The 18,911-nt window shown below is 63.8% G+C and carries 17 protein-coding genes; 5 read left to right on the top strand and 12 right to left on the bottom strand.

Going from position 1 to position 18,911, the window contains the following annotated elements:
• Positions 1-135: 135 nt before the first annotated feature.
• Complete coding sequence (locus AC07X6_RS26470) at positions 136-2,484, top strand: M28 family metallopeptidase (RefSeq protein WP_494792924.1); 2,349 nt, start codon at positions 136-138, stop codon at positions 2,482-2,484.
• Between the two features lie 15 nt (positions 2,485-2,499).
• On the opposite strand, the gene AC07X6_RS26465 is transcribed toward AC07X6_RS26470, so the two are convergent.
• Together AC07X6_RS26465 and AC07X6_RS26460 are read right to left on the bottom strand one after the other, a co-directional pair.
• Positions 2,500-2,754 (bottom strand): nucleotidyltransferase family protein, encoded by a 255-nt coding sequence (locus AC07X6_RS26465; RefSeq protein WP_251348577.1) that lies wholly within the window; start codon positions 2,752-2,754, stop codon positions 2,500-2,502.
• Between the two features lie 24 nt (positions 2,755-2,778).
• The gene (locus tag AC07X6_RS26460) at positions 2,779-3,564 is read right to left on the bottom strand and encodes a DNA/RNA non-specific endonuclease (protein WP_230537553.1); all 786 of its coding nucleotides are present in this window, start codon (positions 3,562-3,564) and stop codon (positions 2,779-2,781) included.
• A gap of 195 nt (positions 3,565-3,759) precedes the next feature.
• Between AC07X6_RS26460 and AC07X6_RS26455 the strand changes: the two genes are divergently transcribed.
• Positions 3,760-4,287 (top strand): SRPBCC family protein, encoded by a 528-nt coding sequence (locus AC07X6_RS26455; RefSeq protein WP_230537552.1) that lies wholly within the window; start codon positions 3,760-3,762, stop codon positions 4,285-4,287.
• A gap of 71 nt (positions 4,288-4,358) precedes the next feature.
• Positions 4,359-4,766, top strand: coding sequence for an energy transducer TonB (locus tag AC07X6_RS26450; RefSeq protein WP_230537551.1), 408 nt, complete (start codon positions 4,359-4,361; stop codon positions 4,764-4,766).
• Positions 4,767-4,777: 11 nt separating this feature from the next.
• Here the strand turns inward: AC07X6_RS26450 and AC07X6_RS26445 are convergent, their stop codons facing one another.
• The 6 genes from AC07X6_RS26445 to AC07X6_RS26420 all read right to left on the bottom strand — a co-directional run bounded on the left by AC07X6_RS26445 (position 4,778) and on the right by AC07X6_RS26420 (position 11,807).
• A complete protein-coding gene (locus tag AC07X6_RS26445) occupies positions 4,778-5,791 on the bottom strand; it encodes a response regulator (RefSeq protein WP_230537550.1) in 1,014 nt (337 codons plus the stop codon).
• A complete protein-coding gene (locus AC07X6_RS26440; protein WP_230537549.1) occupies positions 5,784-6,881 on the bottom strand; it encodes a hybrid sensor histidine kinase/response regulator in 1,098 nt (365 codons plus the stop codon). Before AC07X6_RS26440 ends, AC07X6_RS26445 begins: the two co-directional genes overlap by 8 nt.
• Positions 6,881-8,224, bottom strand: coding sequence for a sensor histidine kinase (locus AC07X6_RS26435; protein WP_230538344.1), 1,344 nt, complete (start codon positions 8,222-8,224; stop codon positions 6,881-6,883). Before AC07X6_RS26435 ends, AC07X6_RS26440 begins: the two co-directional genes overlap by 1 nt.
• A gap of 2 nt (positions 8,225-8,226) precedes the next feature.
• Complete coding sequence (locus AC07X6_RS26430) at positions 8,227-9,621, bottom strand: class I SAM-dependent methyltransferase (RefSeq protein WP_070292275.1); 1,395 nt, start codon at positions 9,619-9,621, stop codon at positions 8,227-8,229.
• 264 nt (positions 9,622-9,885) lie between these two features.
• Positions 9,886-10,911: an AraC family transcriptional regulator gene (locus AC07X6_RS26425; protein WP_494792923.1), complete on the bottom strand. Its 1,026-nt coding sequence runs from the start codon at positions 10,909-10,911 to the stop codon at positions 9,886-9,888.
• Positions 10,911-11,807 carry a GGDEF domain-containing protein gene (locus tag AC07X6_RS26420; RefSeq protein ID WP_494792922.1) on the bottom strand — a complete coding sequence of 299 codons (897 nt, stop codon included), beginning with the start codon at positions 11,805-11,807 and terminating at the stop codon, positions 10,911-10,913. Before AC07X6_RS26420 ends, AC07X6_RS26425 begins: the two co-directional genes overlap by 1 nt.
• A gap of 314 nt (positions 11,808-12,121) precedes the next feature.
• Between AC07X6_RS26420 and AC07X6_RS26415 the strand changes: the two genes are divergently transcribed.
• Positions 12,122-14,650: a TonB-dependent receptor gene (locus AC07X6_RS26415; RefSeq protein ID WP_494792921.1), complete on the top strand. Its 2,529-nt coding sequence runs from the start codon at positions 12,122-12,124 to the stop codon at positions 14,648-14,650.
• Positions 14,651-14,667: 17 nt separating this feature from the next.
• Positions 14,668-16,527: a phytase gene (locus tag AC07X6_RS26410; protein ID WP_494792920.1), complete on the top strand. Its 1,860-nt coding sequence runs from the start codon at positions 14,668-14,670 to the stop codon at positions 16,525-16,527.
• A 54-nt stretch (positions 16,528-16,581) separates the two neighbouring features.
• On the opposite strand, the gene AC07X6_RS26405 is transcribed toward AC07X6_RS26410, so the two are convergent.
• The 4 genes from AC07X6_RS26405 to AC07X6_RS26390 form a co-directional block, all read right to left on the bottom strand.
• Positions 16,582-16,998 (bottom strand): hypothetical protein, encoded by a 417-nt coding sequence (locus tag AC07X6_RS26405; RefSeq protein ID WP_494792919.1) that lies wholly within the window; start codon positions 16,996-16,998, stop codon positions 16,582-16,584.
• Positions 16,999-17,022: 24 nt separating this feature from the next.
• Positions 17,023-17,583: an NMCC_0638 family (lipo)protein gene (locus AC07X6_RS26400; protein ID WP_494792918.1), complete on the bottom strand. Its 561-nt coding sequence runs from the start codon at positions 17,581-17,583 to the stop codon at positions 17,023-17,025.
• Between the two features lie 20 nt (positions 17,584-17,603).
• Positions 17,604-17,978: a hypothetical protein gene (locus AC07X6_RS26395; protein ID WP_494792917.1), complete on the bottom strand. Its 375-nt coding sequence runs from the start codon at positions 17,976-17,978 to the stop codon at positions 17,604-17,606.
• A gap of 190 nt (positions 17,979-18,168) precedes the next feature.
• A complete protein-coding gene (locus AC07X6_RS26390; protein ID WP_494792916.1) occupies positions 18,169-18,678 on the bottom strand; it encodes a hypothetical protein in 510 nt (169 codons plus the stop codon).
• Positions 18,679-18,911: the final 233 nt, after the last annotated feature.

Genomic DNA, 18,911 nt, shown 5'->3' with positions numbered 1-18,911 from the left:
CTGGCATTCGGCGCGGCCAAACCCGCCTTCATTCCGCAAATCCCGGCCTTGGTCGGAAAGTAGCATCTTGGCAATCTGGTTATCCCCATACTGTTTTTCGACTCTTCCCGAGTGAAAACCCTGACAAGGATAACCATGCACCTGTTCCATCCCCACCTTTACGCCACCTGCATCCTCGCCGCTGCCGCGCTGCCGGGCGCCCTGTACGCGCAAACGCCGGCCCTCGCCGGACAGTGGCAATTCCAGACGGCGACGGGCACGACCACGACGAATGGCGTCGAGGCCGACCTGATCGACACGGGCATCCTCGACATTACCGAAGAACAAGGCGGCATGCGCGCGACGATCGCGTGGCTCGACGAACGGGGCCAGCTCACCGCGCCGCGCACGGTGCACGGGACAACCGGCCCCGCCGGCACCGTCTTCCGGCATGCCGGCAAGCGCGTCAGCACGGGGCGCAACGGCAAGGAGGTCAGCACCGAAGTGACGATACGCTGGACCTTGCAAGCCAAGGGCGACGTGCTGAGCGGCGAACGCCTGGTCGAAACCGATGAGAACGAGCCCAAGCCCGTGAGCGGCACGCGGCTCAGGGAACGCTATGTGGCGCCCACGCTGCCGGCGCCAGCGCTGGCAGCGGCAGCAGCGGCCGACAACGCCGCGCGCGGCCCGTCCACGCCGGCCGAGCGCATGCGCGTGGTGCGGATGGCGAACGAGGCGCAGGGCGACCCGCTGGCCGTGCAGCAGCGCGACGGCGCCTGGCTGGGCGCATGGATCGAGGCCATTCCCGACCTCACGTTCGACGCCAGCATGCCCGATGACTGGCTCAGCACCGCCCCCGCGCCGGCCACGCGGGCGGCATTGCGCTTCCAGTACCTGGCCAGCGTGATGGCCTTCCAGATCGAGCACCCGGAACAGGCGCGGCAGCAAGGGGAGCGCGACCTGGCGGGCATGCAGGGCGTGCTGCGCGCCTACGAAACGCTGCTGCGCCAAAATAAGCTGCACCGTTCCGCGAAGCTGGATGCGGCGCTGGCGGCGCGCCGGCAAGGCACATTGCCCGCCTTCCTGTCCATGCTGTCCGGCAGGGATGCCCGCATCGAAGCGGCGCAATCACGCTCCGGCGACGCCACGGCGCGCAAGATCGTGGCGCTGGGCACGAGCGAGCCGCGCGCGATGGACTGGCTCGACATCCTGAGCAACCGCTTCGGCGGCCGCATGGCCGGCAGCGATGCCTACACGCATGCGGCGCAATGGGCGCGCATGCAATTGCAGCAATGGGGCGTGCAGGCCGAACTGGAAGAGGCGGGCCAGATGCCCGCCGGCTTCAACCGCGGTCCCTGGTCGGGCAGGATGGTGGCGCCCCAGGATCAGCCCCTGCGCGTGGCGACGCCCGCCTACTCGGCCGGCACGCGCGGCGTGCAGCAAGGCCTGGCAATCATGGGGCCGGCTACCCTGGAAGAGGCGCAGCAGCGCGCCGCGCAATTCAAGGGCAAATGGGTGCTGATCGGCGGCGAAAACAGCGGCGGCGGGCGCGATGGCAGCGCCATCCACAAGCCCAGGGCCATCGCCCGGGTGCTGATGCAGGCTGGCGCCCTGGGCACGCTCCAGTCCGGCGTAGAACCGCTGTATGCCGCCAGCGCGGCGCCTGCCACCTGGGCGACCCTGCCGACCTTGCCCGACATCAAGCTGGCCGCGCCACAGTACGCGGACATCCGCCAGCGCCTGGCGCGCGGTGAGGCCGTCACGCTGGAGTTTGATATCCGCAATTGGTTCTATCCGGGCCCCGTCACGTATCACAACGTCGTCGCCCGCATTCCCGGCACGGAAAAGCCCGGGGAAATCGTCCTGATCGGCGCCCACCTCGACAGCTACGATGGCGGCACGGGCGCGGCCGACAATGGCGGCGGCGTGGCGGCCATGCTGGAAGCGATGCGCCTGCTGGCGCTGTCCGAAGCGAAGCCGCGCCGCACCATCATGCTGGTGGCCTTCGGCGCGGAGGAAATCGGCCGCAAGGGTTCATTCGCGTTCGCCGAGCGGCATGCGGTTGAAATGAAGAACATCGTCATGATGCTCAACCGCGACGGCCGCCCCGGCGCCATCGACGGCATCGCCGTTCCCACGGCCTGGCAACCCGTGTTTGGCCGGGTCGAACGGGCCCTGCAAGACGTCCACCCCGTGTTCGGCTTCGCCGCGACCGTCAACGATGTGCCGCGCGACGCCAGCAAGGCGATGAATGCGCAGGCAGGCAGCGATGACGCCGTTTTCAGCCTGCATGGCGTGCCGACGCCGAAATTTACCGTGCTCGGCGATTTCGACTACGGCCGCGTGCATCACACGGTGCTGGACACGTACGACAACGTGCTGCCTTTCAGCGCGGCGCAGCAATATTCGGCCATCGCCATCGCCTTGACCGCGTATGAAGTGGCGAATGCGCCGGAAGAACTCAGCCGGAACGGCTACTATCGCGCCGCCAGCCCGGCAAAATAGGCGCAGGCCCCGGCGTCACTCGAAGGGATTGGCCACCGACGTCACCTCGGGCGGCGGCAGCTGGTCGGGCAATTCCTGCTTTTCCAGCTGGGCCACCACGTCGCCCAGCAGTTTTTGCAGCTGCTTGGCCAGGGCCAGGCCCGGCTTGTCCAGGGTCAGGTCGATGTCGCCGCTGATGCTGATGCGGTCGATCCGGTTTTCGATGCTCAGGCTGCCGATCTCCAGCACATCGCTTTCATTGGCGTACGGGACGAATTTCTTTGCGCACATGGGATTTCCTTTTCGACGGTCTTGTTATTTCTTGGACTTGCTATTGATCTTGGGCAAACTCAGCATGCGCAGTTTCTGCTGCCGCGTCAGCGACGGTAACAGATCGATGCCTATCCTGTCTTCCAGTTGCGCGATGCTCAGCACTTCATACGCCTTGGTATCGACGTTTTCGATGAAGTAGGCGGCGCCGGCGCGCTGGCGCGGGCTGTACACGGCCTTGTACAGGTGGCTGGGCACGATGACTCTTCCCACCTTGCGCAAGTTGCCGCCAATAAAGGCCGGTCCCGTGATCACGTACAGGTCGCCCTCCTTCTTCGCCATCTTGCGCACGGCGCCCTCGATGCCGGCCCACACATAGCGGTTGTTGCGTGAGTCTTGCGGCACCATATTGGCCAGGGTAAAACTGTCGCGCTGGCTCTGGCGGTCCGGCATGTCGCCGTTCGGCGCCATGTGGCCACGGTCGAAGCCGCTGCGCGCATAATCGGCCAGCTCCGCGCGCTGGGCGGCGGGCAGCTTGCGTTCGGCATGGAAGGAGTTTTCGCGCGACAAGTCCTGCGCCGCTTCCAGGTTGTTCGCCGTCAAGTGCTCGGCCGACCACAGCGGCGTGCGCGTAATCCCCGAATGCATCACGCCAAACACGTTGTAGCACAGCTCTTTGGTTGCCACGTCCAGCTTGGGGTTGGTGATTTCCGGCTTGCGGCCATCGACGTAATGGGCAGGACAGGCATCGGCATGCGCCAGGTTCGCGGCAAAGGCGGACGCCAGCACGCCGCACGCCAGGGTCAGCCTGGCGATCGATCGATGAATCATATTTCCCTCTGAAATCTTTGCAGGCCAGCATTCTAGCGGACGCCGGCTCCCGCCACAAACCGGTACAACCCTGGCGTGCAGGCGGCCCGGCGGCGCGCTGGCGCAAATAAAGGCCAACTAGCAGCGCACGGCCATTCATATCTGCTAAGATTGCCTTGATTCGTTCGCATCGACCATTCAAGATTTGGAGAGCATATGATCAAAAAAACCCTGCTGCTGATCGTTGTCGTCGTCGCCGCCATCCTCGGCTATGCCACCACCAAGCCCGACACTTTCAGTGTCCAGCGCGAAATCACCATCAAGGCCCCGCCCGATAAAATCGCCGCCCTGATCACGGACTTCCATTACTGGGCCGCCTGGTCCCCGTGGGAAAAGCTCGATCCCGCCATGCGCCGCACGTTTACGGGACCGGCCAATGGCCTGGGCGCGCAATATGCGTGGCAAGGCAACGACAAGGTGGGCGCCGGCCGCATGGAAATCACGGAAGCGGCCCAGCCCGAGCGCACCGTCATCAAGCTGGACTTCCTGAAACCGTTCGAAAGCCACAACACCACCACGTTTACCATGACACCCGAGGGCGACGGCACCAAGGTGAACTGGACCATGACGGGCCCCAGCCCTTACGTCAGCAAGGTCATGACGGTGTTCGTCAGCATGGACAGGATGATCGGCAAGGATTTTGAAAAGGGCTTGAACAACCTGAAGGCGGCGTCGGAGCGCTAAGCCTGCCGGCAGCAAATGGAAACAGGGCCCGCGCGGCCCTGTTTTTTTGCAATTTCATTGTAGGAGTCCCCTTGAAACCTCTCACCCTAAGCGGCCGCCTACTGGCACCTCTCGTGCTCGCGGCCTGCGCCGGCACCACCCATACCCATGCTGCGCCCGCCACGGCCCCGCCCGTTACCGCTGACGCCTTGGGTCTTGTCAAAGCGGCCGTGGTAGATATGCGCAACTGCAGCAAGGCGAAATACCCACCGGCTACGCTGCCAGAGGTGGCGCAAGGCACGACTTTTCTGGCCTTGCTGATCGACACCGATGGTGCGGTGCTGGAATCGCAGCTGGAACGTAGTAGCGGCCACCCCCAACTGGACGAAGCGGCGCGCGCGGCCCTCAGCATTTGCCGTTTCACGCCAGCGCAACAGAACGGCCAGCCAGTGCAGCAATGGGCCACCGTCGCTTACGTATGGGAACCAGAAACCAAATAGGCGACGCCAGCTTAGAACTGCTCGATCCAGGCCGCCAGGTGGTCGGGCGTGAGCGCCGGTTCAGCCTGCACTACCTTGCCCTGCAAGCCCAGTTCCGTCTTGCTGAGCTGCAATGACCAGCCGCGCCGCGCCAGCCACAGCAAGCTGGCCAGCCAGAAAGCGTGGATGGACGAGACGGGCGTGGTGGTCGGTGTTTCCAGGAATTCCGTCAGCAGGCGTCCATCGAGGAACAGCGCCGTGCCGCCCTGGTTTTGCAGCGCCGCGCCAAACACGGGCAGCAGCATGTCGATCGCCTGCTCCACGCCGCGCCCCGGATGCTCGCGCTCGAGCGTGTCGAGCTGCTGGCGCACGGCGGCGGCAAAGGCGGTGCCGCGGAAGGCTTCCGAACTGACCAGGTCGGCATAATCCATCAGCAGCCAGTCCGGCTCGGGCGGCGTGACGCCGGCCGTCAGGGCCGCCGACAGATACGCTTCCACGGGCAGCTGCTGTTCCGGACCGGCCAGGCTGGCGCACAGCGCGTACAGGGTGCCGATGCGGTTGGCGACGGCTTGCCGCTGGCGCACCATCAGCTTTTCGCGCAGTAATTGCGCGTGTTCATTGCGCAAGCGCGCCAGTTCCAGCGCCTGCTTGAGTTCCATGCGCAGGGCCGCGATATCCCACGGCTTCTGGATGTAGCGGTGGATCTGCCCCTGGTTGACGGCTTCCACCGTGTGCTCAAGTTCGGAATACGCGGTGGTCAGTATGCGCACGATGTGCGGATGGCGGTCCCAGCAATACGACAGCAGCTCGTTGCCGTAGGCGCCAGGCATGCGCTGGTCCGACACCAGCACGGCGATGCGGTCAGCCTGCTCGTCAAGGATGCGCTTGCCTTCCTCGACGGAGGTGGCCGTCAGCACGTTGGCCAGCGGCGCGATAGCGCGCTGAAAATATTTGAGGGCGTTGGCCTCGTCATCGACATAGAGTATCGTCGGCAAGCCTTGTGCCGGCTCAAGCTGAGCCGGCAAACGCAGATTGGCGTCAATCATGCTCGTTCCTTATATGTACTGGAAAATTCAGGGTGACCGTGGTGGCACTGCCAAACTCGGTGGCGATATCGAGGTTGCCGCCGAACGACTGCATCATGCGGTGGCAAAACACCATGCCCCAGCCCTTGCCCTCGCTGCCGCTGGCACTCACGGGGTCGATCAACAGCTGTTGGACAATCTCGGGGGCGATGCCGGCGCCGTTGTCGCGCACCGTGATGCGGCCCGCATCGATGCGGATGCCGATAGCCGGATGGGCTTGCTCGCCGGCCGAGCGCAAGGCATTGCCCAGCACGGACGACAGTATCAGCGCCACGCAATTGGGCGACTCGGCAATGGCAAAATCCTCGCCCTGCTCGACCGTGATGGCGGCGCGCTGGGCCGTGCTCAGGGGATAGCTGTCGAGCAAGGCGGCCAGCAGCTGGCGCGCGCTGCCGGCGCGGCGTCCGCCCTGCATGCCGGGCCCGGCGCTGGCCAGGCGCACCGTGTCGACAAAGCTGGCCAGCACCGACAAACAATAGCGCGCATTGTCGTGCATCAAGGCGGCCGCTTCGCCGATCTCGGCCTGCGGGGCGGCATCCGCCTGCGCGCGCCGTTCGATGCCGCGCGCGAAATTGGCGATGGCCGCCAGCGGCGTGTTCAATTCATGCGCGAGGAAAGCCAGCGATTCCTCCATCGCCACCAGGCCCTGGCGGCGCGCGGCGCGCTCGCGCCCCGTCTGCACGGCCAGCTGCAGCGCCGTTTGCATGGCGGCCAGGTCGAGCGGCTTTTCCAGCAGGCGGAACAAGGTGCCGCCGTTGATCAGTTCCAGCAGCACGTCCTTGTCCGCATACGCGGTGACGAGCATGCAGACGATGTGCGGATAGCGCTGCGCCACTTCCTGCAGCAACTCGCTGCCCAGGCGGTCCGGCATGCGGTAATCGGTGACGAGCACGTCGATGTTGGCGGCCTCATCTTTCAGCAAGGCCAGCGCCGCATCGACGCTTTGCGCCGTCAGCACGCGGTAGCGCTGGCCGACGGCGCGCTCGAAATACTTGCAGGCGAGCGCTTCATCGTCCACGTACAGCACGCTGGCGCGGCTATCGCTGTCCATTAACGGCCCTCCCAGTCGGAGCGCTGCAAGTCGAAATTCATGCTGGCCCATGCGCCCAGCTCGCTTTCGGCGGAGAGGGTGCCGCCGTGGCGCTCGATCACGCCATAGCTGATGCTCAGGCCCAGACCCAGGCCCTGCCCCACTTCGCGCGTGGTGAAGAACGGTTCGAACACGCGCGCCAGGTTTTCCGGGGCGATGCCGGGGCCGTTGTCGCGCACGCTGATGCGCAGGCGGTTGTCGTCCCAGTGGGCCGTGATGCGGATCTCGTACGGCGGCGCATTGCCCTTGCGCATGGAGAGCACGGCATTGCCCAGCAAATTGATCAGTACGCCCACGATGGCCGCCTCGTCGCCGCGCACCAGGGTGTCGACCGGCAAGTCGTGGCTGATGCTGACGTTCTTCGTTTCGTGGCCGACGAGGCGGATGGCCGCGTCGAGCGCGCTGCGGAACTGGAAGTGGCCCGTTTCCAGCTGGTTGCCGCTCTTGCGGTAGGCAAAGGTTTTTAAATCGGACACGATGTGCTGCACGCGCAGCATGCCCTGCTTGGCGTCGGCCAGGCATTCACTGACCAGCGCGCTTTGCTTGGCGGCCGGGTCTTCGATGGCTACCTCGATGGCCATCATGCAGAAATTCACGGGATTATTTACCTCGTGCAGCATGCCGGCGGCCAGGGTGCCGATGGCAGCCATTTTCTCCTGTTGCAGCATCTGCCCCTTGATATCGGCCAGGCTTTTATTCGTTTCTTCCAGCTGGGTGTTCTTTTGCGCCACTTCCGCCTTCAGCTGGAACAGCATGAAGCGGGCGCGCTCATTGAAATAGGTAAACACGGCGCTGATGCTGGCGGACATGATGAGGAACAGGCAATTGACGACAAACGTGCCCGGCAAGTCGAAGCCGCCCGCATGCCAGGCGCAGGCGGCCACGTACAGCAGGCAGGAAATGGCGCCAAAGACCATATTTTGCCACAGGCCGAAGGCCAGCACGATGCCCGACGAATAGATAGCCAGGGTCATGCCCACGTAATAGATCGAGGTGGCGCCTTCCGTCACGGCGATCATCCAGGCGATCATGATTTGCGGCAGGATCAGCCACACAAACGTCAGCCCCTGGATGCGGTCTTGCGCCCAGCGCGTGCGCATGGCCAGCACAACGCAAAAGATCAGCACGGACACGAGGATGCGGGCGCTGGTAAATGCCGACTGTTTATCGGGATACAGGGCCGAATCGAGGCCCATGCCCAGCAGGATCAGCACGATGCCCGTGTAGGCCCCGCCGCGGCTGAATTCCAGGCGGAAGTCGCGCAAAACGGCCGTGTAGCCGGCGTGCAGGCCTGGGGTATCCATCATCAAGGAATGCTCACTTCCGCAAACACATTCACGCCCGTGGCGTCGACATAGATTTTCGGGTCCGTCGCATGTTCGGGCAGCAAGGCCGACAAGCCCGCTTCATTGCGATAGATCAAATGCCATTCCAGCAAATGCTCCATGCCGAACTTGCCCGGATTATCGGCGTGCACATTCGTCACCAGCAGCCGCCCGCCGGGGCCCACGCGCGAAGCGAAGTGCATCAGCAGGCGCGCGCACACCTTGTCGGACAGATAATCGAACAGGCCGGCGCAATACACGGCGTCGAAACTGCCGGGCAAGCCCGTGGCGCCCGAACCGTGGCGGCGCTTGAGCAGGTTGTGCACGGAGTCGTGCACATAATCGATCTCGACCACTCTTCCCGTGCGCTGCATGATGGTGGTCAGGCGCGCGCGCGTCCAGTCCAGCGTCTCGCTGCTGAAGTCGACCAGCTCGAAGGCCAGCCATTGCGCATCGGGGCACGTTTCCAGGAAACGCTGCACCTCGATGGCGGGCCCGCAGCCCACGTTGAGCACTTTGTACACGCGCCCGGCGGCGCGCGCCGCGGCCGCCTTCTGCGACAGGAATTCCGTCAGGATATCGATGCGGTTGCGGTGCGCCGTCGCCACGGCCGCCTGCAGGAAGGCCGCATTGACGATCTGAAAATACGTGCTCGGCCCCTGGCGCGGATCGTCCAGCAGCTGGTTGACCATCTGGTAATCGCCCGCATAGCCGAGCGGCTTGGTAAACGTGCGGAAGACGAAGGGGGCGCGCAGGATCAGCGGGTGCAAGGCCGCCTGGGCGAAGGCGCGGTGCGCGGGCGCCCGCTCTTCCTCGACCAGCGACGCTTCCACCTCGAGCTGGCGCAAGTACAGCTGGGTTTGCTCCATCAGCGGCAAGGCCAGCTCGTCGAAGATGTCGGGGCGCAGCCGGCCATTTTCCTTCGGCAAGGAGTCCGACAAGTCGACCTGCTCGACCCAGCGCGCCACTTCCGACAGGAAGGCGCGCATTTCGTTGACGACGATCTGGTAATCGCGGCGGATGCGGAAGCGCTCGCCCCAGCCGGCGACAAAGGCGCTCGATTCTTTCAATACGGCACCCTTGACGACGACCACGTCGCTCAGCTCGCGCCACTCGTCGATCAGGGTGACGGAGACGATGGCGGTCAGGCCCGTGTTGACGCTGCTGATGACGACGGCCTTGCCCACGTAGGCGTTCTTTGCCCCCATGCGCACGGTCACGTCATTGAGCACCTCGCTGACCTGCACAATCGAGTATGGATTGTAGATTTCCATGACCAGCGAATTGCGCTGCAAGTTGAAAATCGTGCCGCGCACCGCCTCACCCTGGGTGTTGCGGAAACTGACGACTGGATCGATCTGCGATTGTGAATACACGATTGAGCATTATCAAGTTGCCCGGTTCCCGGCGCACCACACTGGTGACGCCAGTTTCCAGGCTGGGTTAAGGCACGGCACACCGGTCGTCTGCCGCCGGCTCCGCCATCAAGATGGCGGCGTTGCGGCGTCGTGGGACGCCTGGCCGGATCGCCTCAAAGCGCGTCTGTCCGCTCTCTGAACGAGTGTACTATGGATGTGGCAGAACGGGCAATTGTTCCCTCAGGAACGACCCACCATGGCGCTGGCGCGCAACGCCGGCGCTCATCCCGCCACGAACAATGCCAGCGCGTGGCGCAGCAGCTGCGGCGTTTGCCCCGTCCAGCGCTTGAACGAGCGGCGGAAGTTGGTGGCATCATGAAAGCCGAGGTAGGCGGCCACGGCGTCGTTGTCGTAGCCATGCGCCTGGAACAGGTAGATCGCCTTGTGCGCGCGCACCTGGTCCAGCTCGGCCTGGAAATGCGTGCCATGGCGCGCCAGATGGCGTTTCAGGGTGGCGGGACTGACGCCGAACTCCTGCGCCGTGCGCTCCAGGGTCGGCGCGCAGCGGATATTGGCCAGCAGATAGTCGTACAGCGCACCGAGCAGGCTGGCGGCAGGCACGGGCGCCTGCGCCGCCGCGCGCAAGGCCAGCGCGGCGGCCGTCGCATTGCCGCGCGGCCAGGGCTTGTCGAGCCAGCTGGAATCGATGAGCATGGCGTCCACCTGGCAATCGAAACGCAGCGCCTGGCCCAGGTGCACTTCATGCTGCTCCACGTGACGGGGCCGCGCGCGGTTGAAGCAGAAGCGCCACGGCAGCGCCTCTCCGGCCAGCCAGCGGCACATGGCCGCCAGCGCCGTCATGTGCATTTCCACCAGAAACGGCAGCTGGCTCGGCGCGCCGAACGCATCGACCCAGTACAGCACGTGCAGCTCGCCCGCTGCGCGCAAGCGCGGTTGCAGCAGCGGGCACAGCAAGGTATGAAAATCGCACAGGATGCTCAAGGCCTGGCGCAGATTCTGCGCCTGCAGCAAGGCATGGCTGGCCGCGCCGTAATGACCGGGCAGCATTTGCTGGCCCAGCATGAAGCTGGTGTCGGCACTGTCGAGGCCGCGCGCCACGTTGGCCAGCAATTGCAGGTATTGCGCGGCGCTGACCTGGCTTTCCGCGGATGGCAGCGCGCCGCCGTCCAGGCCCGTGCCCTTGAGCAAGGGCGCCGTGGCCAGGTCGCGGCTGCGTGCATAGTCGAGCACCAGCGCCGGCTGGTGATGGGCCGCGATGCTGGGGTCGCCCTGCTGGTTCAGCGGCATCAGGCAGGCGCGGCGCTGGCCGAACGGGGCTGCGGCGTTTCCACAGCCCGGCTCAGCTCGGCCAGCACCACTTCCGGCACGCCTTCGGTGAGCGAGCAGGCATGCCGCAGGCTCAAGCGGATTTCGCGGTTGTCGTTGGCATGGTGGCGCATCTGCCCCACCATGGCGCACAGGTGGCGCGCCCGCACGGCCGCATCCTCGCGCGACACGCCCGGCATCAGCACGGCAAAGCGGTCGCCCGCATAGCGGCACAGCAAATCGTCATTGCGCAAGTTCAGCAGCAGCATGTGGCCCACGGCTTGCAGCACGCGGTCGCCTTCGCGGTGGCCGTATTCGCGGTTAATCAGGTGAAAACTGTCGATGTCGAGCAAGACCAGCGCGCAATCGAGGCCGGGGCGGCGTTCCTGCTCCAGGCGCATCTGCGTGCGCAAATAGCTGGCGTCGGCCAGCTGCGTGATGCGGTCGAAGGCACGGTGGTCGCGGAACAGGCGTTCGCGCTTTTGCAGGTGTTCGTTCAGGCGAAACTGTTCCTGGCGCCAGTAATACATGCCGATCGTCAGCACCAGCATGCCGAATGGAATCAGGGCTTCCAGCCAGTTATCCCACACGGCGCTCTTATCGATGGCAAAGAATTCATCGAGGCAATCGGCCCAGGAGCCCAGCATGATGGCGCACAGGCCGCCGGCGATCAGGCTCGTCACCAGCCCCCGTGGACGGCTGCTGAGGGTAAACAAAAACCAGATGCCCGCCATGACGGCCGTGCCGCCTTCGCAGACGATATCCATCCACTTCCAGATGGCAAACGGTTTAAGGTGCCCAAGTGTGGCATACAGGAAAAAGAACAGGGGCAATGCCAGCGCGGCGGCAATCAGACTGTTACGGTGCAACGGCAGCATGTGGGGAACCTTTAAAAGTGGTGCTGTCGCCACGATAGCGCCCGCCCATGACGGCACGATGACATGCCCCACGCCCGTGCGGCAGGTGCAAACGGCTCAACATGCGCAACGCGGCGCAGGCAAATCCGGCAAGCCATTGCCCATGCGCCCTGCGCCGGCGGGTCATTTCAGCTCATGGCGGCCGCATTCCGGCCGCAAAGCGTTCACCAGCCGTTGTTTTCAGAGTGGCAAGCCGGCCCCTGTCACGCAACCGTCATATTTGCTGCCTAGAATCCGCCCGGTTCCTTCCCCCAACCGAGCCCTTCATGAAAACCATGCACACATCGTTCCCCTCCCCGCTGCGCCTGACGGCCCTGTCCCTGGCCCTCATGGCCGTCTTCAGCGGTCAAAGCCATGCGCAAGCGCAAGATGCGGATGGCCAGCCGGCCGCCACCGTGGTCGTCAGCGGCCAGCGCGCCAGCCTGCGCAACGCCATCGCCGCGCAAGAGAAAGCCGACAACATCATCAGCGTCATCAGCAGCGACGATATCGGCGGCTTGCCCGATAAAAACGCGGCCGAGGCGCTGGCCCGCTTGCCGGGCGTGTCCGTGCAGCGCGACCAGGGCGAAGGCCGCTACATCACGGTGCGCGGCCTGGGGCCTGACCTGAACGCCGTCACCATCAACGGCGCGCTGGTGCCGTCGCCGGAAGCGGGCCGCCGCGCCGTGGCGCTCGACATCCTGCCTGCCGGCCTGATCCGCACGCTGGAAGTGTCGAAAACCTTGCTGCCGGAAATGGACGCCAACTCGCTGGGCGCCACGGTCGAGGTGAAATCGCTGTCCGCCTTCGACTTGCCGGGCAAGCTGCTGTCGGCCAACGTGGCCGCCAGCCACGATGAAAAGACGGGCAAGACCAGCCCCAGCGGCGGCGCCCTGTGGGCCCAGCGCTTCCTGGATGGCAAACTGGGCGTGGCCGCCGGCCTGAGCGCGGAAAAGCGCTCGTTCGGCTCCGATGACGTGGAAACGGGCGGCGCCTGGAGCAAGGGAAAATTGTCGGGCCTGGAACTGCGCGACTACCTGCCCGTGCGCAAGCGCGGCGCCCTGGCCGTCAACCTCGATTACCGTCCCGAAGCGGGCAACAGCTGGTTCTTGCGCTCTTTTGTGAGCGAATTTTCCGACGATGAAGTGCGTGACCGTTTGACCATCAGCAATATCACGGGCGGCAGCCTGGCCGAAGGCCAGACGGCCAGCGCGCGCGCCGAGCGCCGCATCCGCCAGCGCAAATACACGCAGCAGGTGCGCTCGCTCGTGCTGGGCACGCAGCAGAAATCGGGCGACTGGACCCTGGACGTGAAAGGCGGCCTGAGCCGCGCCACGGAAGACACGCCCGAGTCCTTGAACGACGGCCGTTTCCGCGGCACCAGCAATTTCGCCGGCATCAGTTTCACGGATACGCAAGAGCCGAAATTGAGCGGCCCCGCTTCGCTGTACGATCCGGCCAGCTATGCGCTCAATGCCATCACCCTGCAAAAGCGCTATTCGAAGGACAATGAACACCATGCACGCATCGACCTGGCGCGCAAGTTCGACATCGCCACCCTGAAATTCGGCGCCAAAGTCAGCCGCCGCGAAAAAACCAATGACACGGATCAATGGGCGTACAACAGCAGCAAGGCTTCCAGCGGCAATTACTGGGGCGCCGGTGCCACCTCGATGAGCGCCTTCGTGCAGGGCCACAATCTCGACTACGACCTGGGCAACATCGGCGTGGCGCTGGACCCGGCCCTGATACGCGCCAGGGTCGCCGGACTGGACCGCGACAAGGCGCGCCTGGCCACGGAATCGATCATCAACGATTACCGCATGCATGAAGACATCAACGCCATGTATGTGCAAAACAGCTATGACTTCGACGCCTGGCACATCCTGGGCGGCGTGCGCGCCGAACGCACGAGCTTTGAAGCGGCCGGTTCGCAAGTGGACAGCGCCGGCTTGGCCACGCCCTTGACGCGCGAACGTTCATACACCAACTGGCTGCCGAACCTGCAAGCCCGTTATGACGTGGATCAAAAAACCAGCGTGCGGGCCGCGTGGACGCAAGCCGTCGTGCGCGCCAACTTCAGCCAGCTGGCACCGGGCATCAGCCTGGCCAGCAATACGGAAGCCGTGATCGGCAATCCGGACTTGAAACCCTTGAAAGCCAACAACCTGGACCTGGGCATCGAGCGCGTGCTGGGCAACGACGGCGTGATGTCGGCGTATGGCTTCTACAAGGACATCAAGAATTTTACGTACACGACGAACCTGGCCGGCACGGGACAATGGACGGGCTACACGACGGCGACATCCTATGCGAACGGCGACGCGGCCAAAGTGAAAGGCATCGAACTGGCCTACATGCAGCCGCTGCGCATGCTGCCTGCGCCATTCAACAAGCTGCTCGTCGGCGTCAACGGCACCCTGAGCACGTCGAGCGCGCAGATCGGCCGCTACGACAAGGCCAGCAAGCAGCAGATGAACCGCGACATCCGCCTGCCGGGCCAGTCAAACCAGGTGATGAACTTGATGCTGGGCTATGAAACAGGCCCGGTCAGCGCCCGCCTGGCCCTCAACTACAAGTCGCCCTACCTGCTGGAAATGGGCAACGATATCCTCGACCCAAGCCAGGACCGTATCGTGGACAGCCAGAAACAGCTCGATTTCTCGCTGTCGTACCAGATCAACAAGCAGTTCCAGGTGACGTTCGAGGCAGCCAACCTGAACAACGAGAAATACTATGTCTACCAGGGCACGAAGCAATATAACGTGCAAAACGAACAATACGGCCGCACTTTTAAAGTGAGCCTGAAAGCCAGCGCCTTCTGATGATGATTCTCAATAACATGAAAAAACCCGTACTCTGCAGCGCTTTGCTGGCTGCCTTCTGCCTGGGCGCCAGCGCGCAGGCCGCCCCCGCCAACGCCTTGCCTGCCTTCACGCAGGAGGCGGAAGAACTGGCCCGCCTGCCCGGCGGCGGCTGGCTGGCTTTGGACAAGCACGGCTTGCGTCTGTTCAATGCGGCCGGCCAGGAGCAGGACCGTATCGCCGTGCGCGCCAAGCAGCTCGACACGCGCCTTGACGGAAATCAAGTGCTGGCCGTGTTCCTCGAAGCGGACACGCAGCGCCCGCTGCCCGTCTCCGTGAACGTGCAGGCCGGCAAGCTGGTCAAATTGGCGCCGTTTCCCGTGCCCACGTTTTCCGTGGAAGCATCGTGTTTGTACCGCGACGCCCAGCAGCTAGCTCATCTGTTCTTGATCGGCAAGGATGGACAGGCGGAACAGTGGGTGATGCAGGGCGAGCAGCGCAGCCTGGTACGCAAACTGGCCCTGCCCCCGCACGCGAAACATTGCCGCGCCGACGATGGCGCCCAGCGCCTGCTGGTCAGTGAAGCCGACATGGGCGTGTGGGCGTATGAGGCCGAGTCCGAAGGCATGGGCAAGCGTGAAGTGGTCGCGCTGCGCAAGCCGTACGGCCAACTCGACGGCGGCGCCGGCGCCCTGGCCGTGCTGCCGGGCGGCGTGGCCGTGCTCGACGGCAAGGCGGACAAGCTGCACCTGTACGCCCATCAAGGCGGGCAGTGGACAGCCCAGCAGCCGCAAGCAGTCGCCTTAAACGTGCGCAAGGGCGACAGCCAGCTGGCGCTGGACAAGGACTCCTTGCTGCTGCGCGGCAAGAACGGTTGGCAGGCGCGGCCTTTGAAATGGGCTGGCAAGCCGGAAACGCAGCCTGCGGTGGCCATCATCGCCCCGCAGGCGCAGACGGAACCGATGGCGCGCCAGGGCGACGCGGCCGACGACCCGGCCATCTGGCTGTCCAGCAACCGGGCCGATGCGCGCATCCTCGGCACCAACAAAAAGCAGGGCTTACTGGTCTACGACCTGCACGGTAAACAGACGCAGCTGCTGGAAGTGGGCCGGCTGAACAACGTCGACGTGCGCCAGAACATCCAGTTGGGCGGCCGCAAGGTCGACCTGGCCGTGGCCACGCAGCGCGACGACAACAGCATGATGCTATTTACCATCAATGCCAGCGGCGAGGTGGCGGAAGCGGGCCGTTTTGCTACCGGCCTGAAAAGCATCTACGGCATGTGCTTGTACCAGCCAGCGGCCGGCGGCGTGCAGGCGTTCATCAACGACAAGGACGGCACCTTCCAGCAGTACAGCATCGGCCTGGAAGACAACAAGTTCAGCGCCACTCTGTTGCGCAGCTTCAAGGTCGCCACCCAGCCGGAAGGCTGCGTGGCCGACGACGCCAACGCCCGCCTCTTCCTGGGCGAGGAAACGCGCGGCATCTGGACCACCTCGGCCGACGCCGCCAAGCCGGACGCGCTGTCCATGATCTTGCCCGTGGGCGCAAACCTGGCGGCGGACGTGGAAGGCATGGCCATCTACCGCCGGCCCGGCGCCAAGCCGGACACGGGCTACCTGATCGTTTCCAGCCAGGGCGACAGCAGCTACGTCGTGCTCGACGCGCAAGCGCCATACAAGGTGCGCGGCCGCTTCAAGGTGGGCTTCAACTTGTCCGCCGGCATAGACGGCACCTCGGAAACGGATGGTCTCGACGTCACCTCCGCCAACCTGGGCGGCGCCTATGCACAAGGCATGCTGGTGATCCAGGACGGCTACAAGCGCCTGCCCGATGGACCGCAGAACTTCAAGTATGTGGCGTGGGGGGATGTGGCGAAGGCGTTGGGGCTGGAGTAATGACCATGGGGCGGCCAGCAATGGCTGCCCCAACAACGGAACTCAAGACAGGAACTAGGCCACGCGCCGCATATCGATGGCAAAAGGCAGGCTTTCGCCATCGAACTCCACCTTGCCTGTCACGGACAGCCGCTGCGCCGACAATTCCACCAGGCACAGATCGGCCACGTCGCGGTATTCCATCATGTAGAGCGCGGATTCGCAATCCGTATTGCTGGCGTCAATGGCAAGCATCTGCACGGGCGCCGCCTCCGTTCCCGCAACGAGCAAGCCCTGCAACAGGAATGCCGGCGGATACAGCGCCCACGACCAGGGCGCATCGTCGTCTTCCGTGAGCCGCATGAAGACCTCGTCGTCGGCCTCGATCCTGATATTGATTTCCCGCATACCATCGGCATGTGCCGACACGCTGATGCGGGATTTCGCGGCATCCACTTCGAAATTGGTGTCGCCGATACTGAATACACTCATTCAACATTACTCCATATTAACTAGTCAAGGCACGGCGGCACGCACGGAAAGCGTTCCCGTCGCGCCCGCCTGGCCCGGGGCTAGGCGCAGCACCCAGCTGTACCTTAACCGGCCTTCGAGCAAGATGGCGTAGGACGAGGTTGCCACACCTCCCTGCCTGTCCTCGGGTCCCTGCCTCACGCTGTAGCCAGTGCTCGCCGGAGGAAGCCACCGCTCAAACTCGCGCTTCAGGTTGGCTGGATCAATTTGTTTCACAACAACCGTGCAGGTTTGCGGCTGCGTGGCAAGGACTGTGAAGCGGCCGCCTGTTTCCCTCGTAGACCAGACCTTGCCAGACTTATTATTCAGGAAGGCCTGCGCATCGTTTGACGCCATCTCGACCAGTTTGATACGCCTGACTGCCGTTTCGATCTGCGGCACATCCCCATTGGAAGGCACGCAAACGCCGAGAAACAGCTGCATCGCCCATTTTTCAGCGGTTTCAGGCTCTGCAGCGCGAACGCCGCAACTGGCACCCAAGGCGAGCGCCAGCATCGTGCATCCGACGAGTTTTTTCCCGTATTGCCCTTTAACTGCTTCTCTCATTTGTTCCCTCATTTGCGTCATCAAGCCGCACCGGCAAGCAGGCAGGCAAAGCGCTGTGCCAGCATGGTCCATCGTTCCCGGAGACCGGCCTCGGCGTTGAATGCCGAGGCCTTGCAATAGGCCAGCAACTCTTCGCAACGCGTCTTGCTTAGCGAAATGTTTCCCGATTCCATACAGGCATCCATGCCGCAACATGCGCCGGCAAGGTACACGTCGAGATAAGCGACGCCACCGCGCTGCAGCAGCTCCTGCGCCAATTCAGCCACCACGCTCCTCACGCACCAGGCTTCCTTCGCCCACTGCGTCTCCGCGCGGTACAGGGCGGCAATCAGCGGCAAGGAGCATGCCTGCGTATTTTCTTCGAAATAATCGCCTATGGCGGTGCGAAACGCCATGTTGGCATCGTCGAAATCGGCCCCGTGCCTGCCATTCCAGGCAAAGGCAATTTTCGCTTCGGATGAGGGGGGGTATAGGATGCAACGAAATTCACTGCCAGTGCTGTCATAATCTCAATTCATGCCGATTCAGGCTATTGCCCATTCCCGTGGACTGCTTGCCAGCCAGCGGACATGCGCAGGCAATCCATCAATCGCCCTGCTGTTGCCAAACCGCCTTGCCACCTTTGATATAGATCAAGGCACTGGCAGAGCCCTCTTTCGCCACCACGATCCCGTCCGTTTTCAGCCTGAGCGATTTTTCATGGTAGCTGTGCTGCAGCGAACCCTTGTCTTCCACCTGCCACACTTCCATCCAGGCGAAATCGTCGCCGCCGTTGGACAATGCGTGACCCGCCCCCACGATGAGGGGCGCCGTCTTTTGCCGGAACAGGAAGACGATGCCCTCTTTCTTGCTGTCCTTGTTCTTGACTTTCTTGCTGTCCTTGTTCTTGATCAAGACAGCCAGGTCGCCCTTGCCGTCGCCATCAAAATCGCCGCGCAGGACAAACGGGTTCATGCGCGCATTGACTTCGATGGCCTCGCGCTTGGCCAGACTATCGAGTTGCTGCGTTGCCCAGACGGGCAATTGCGCCTGCGGCGGCAAGACCTGTGCTCCAGCGATGCCGGCGGCACACACCAAAGCGACTGTCACTGCCATGCTTCTGCAATTCATGGGACGGCTCCATCCAGATGAAGAATCGGGGCGCGCCCGGCAGTTCCAAGCGTGCCGGCAGAATAGCATTATCAGAAAATACTTGCACTACCTCAACCGTGCCCGCTCTACATCGCCTGTCAATGCGGGCGGCTAAATTGCCATCCATTGCAGATCTGCCAGCGACTGGCGGCCTGTTGCGTATTAAAATGGCGCCCCATGACCTCCCCCGCCTCGAC

It is taken from the genome of Janthinobacterium sp. GW460-12-1-14-LB5, assembly GCF_059423585.1.
Note: the sequence above shows the minus strand (reverse complement) of the source record. Positions and strands in the feature narration are given on the sequence as shown.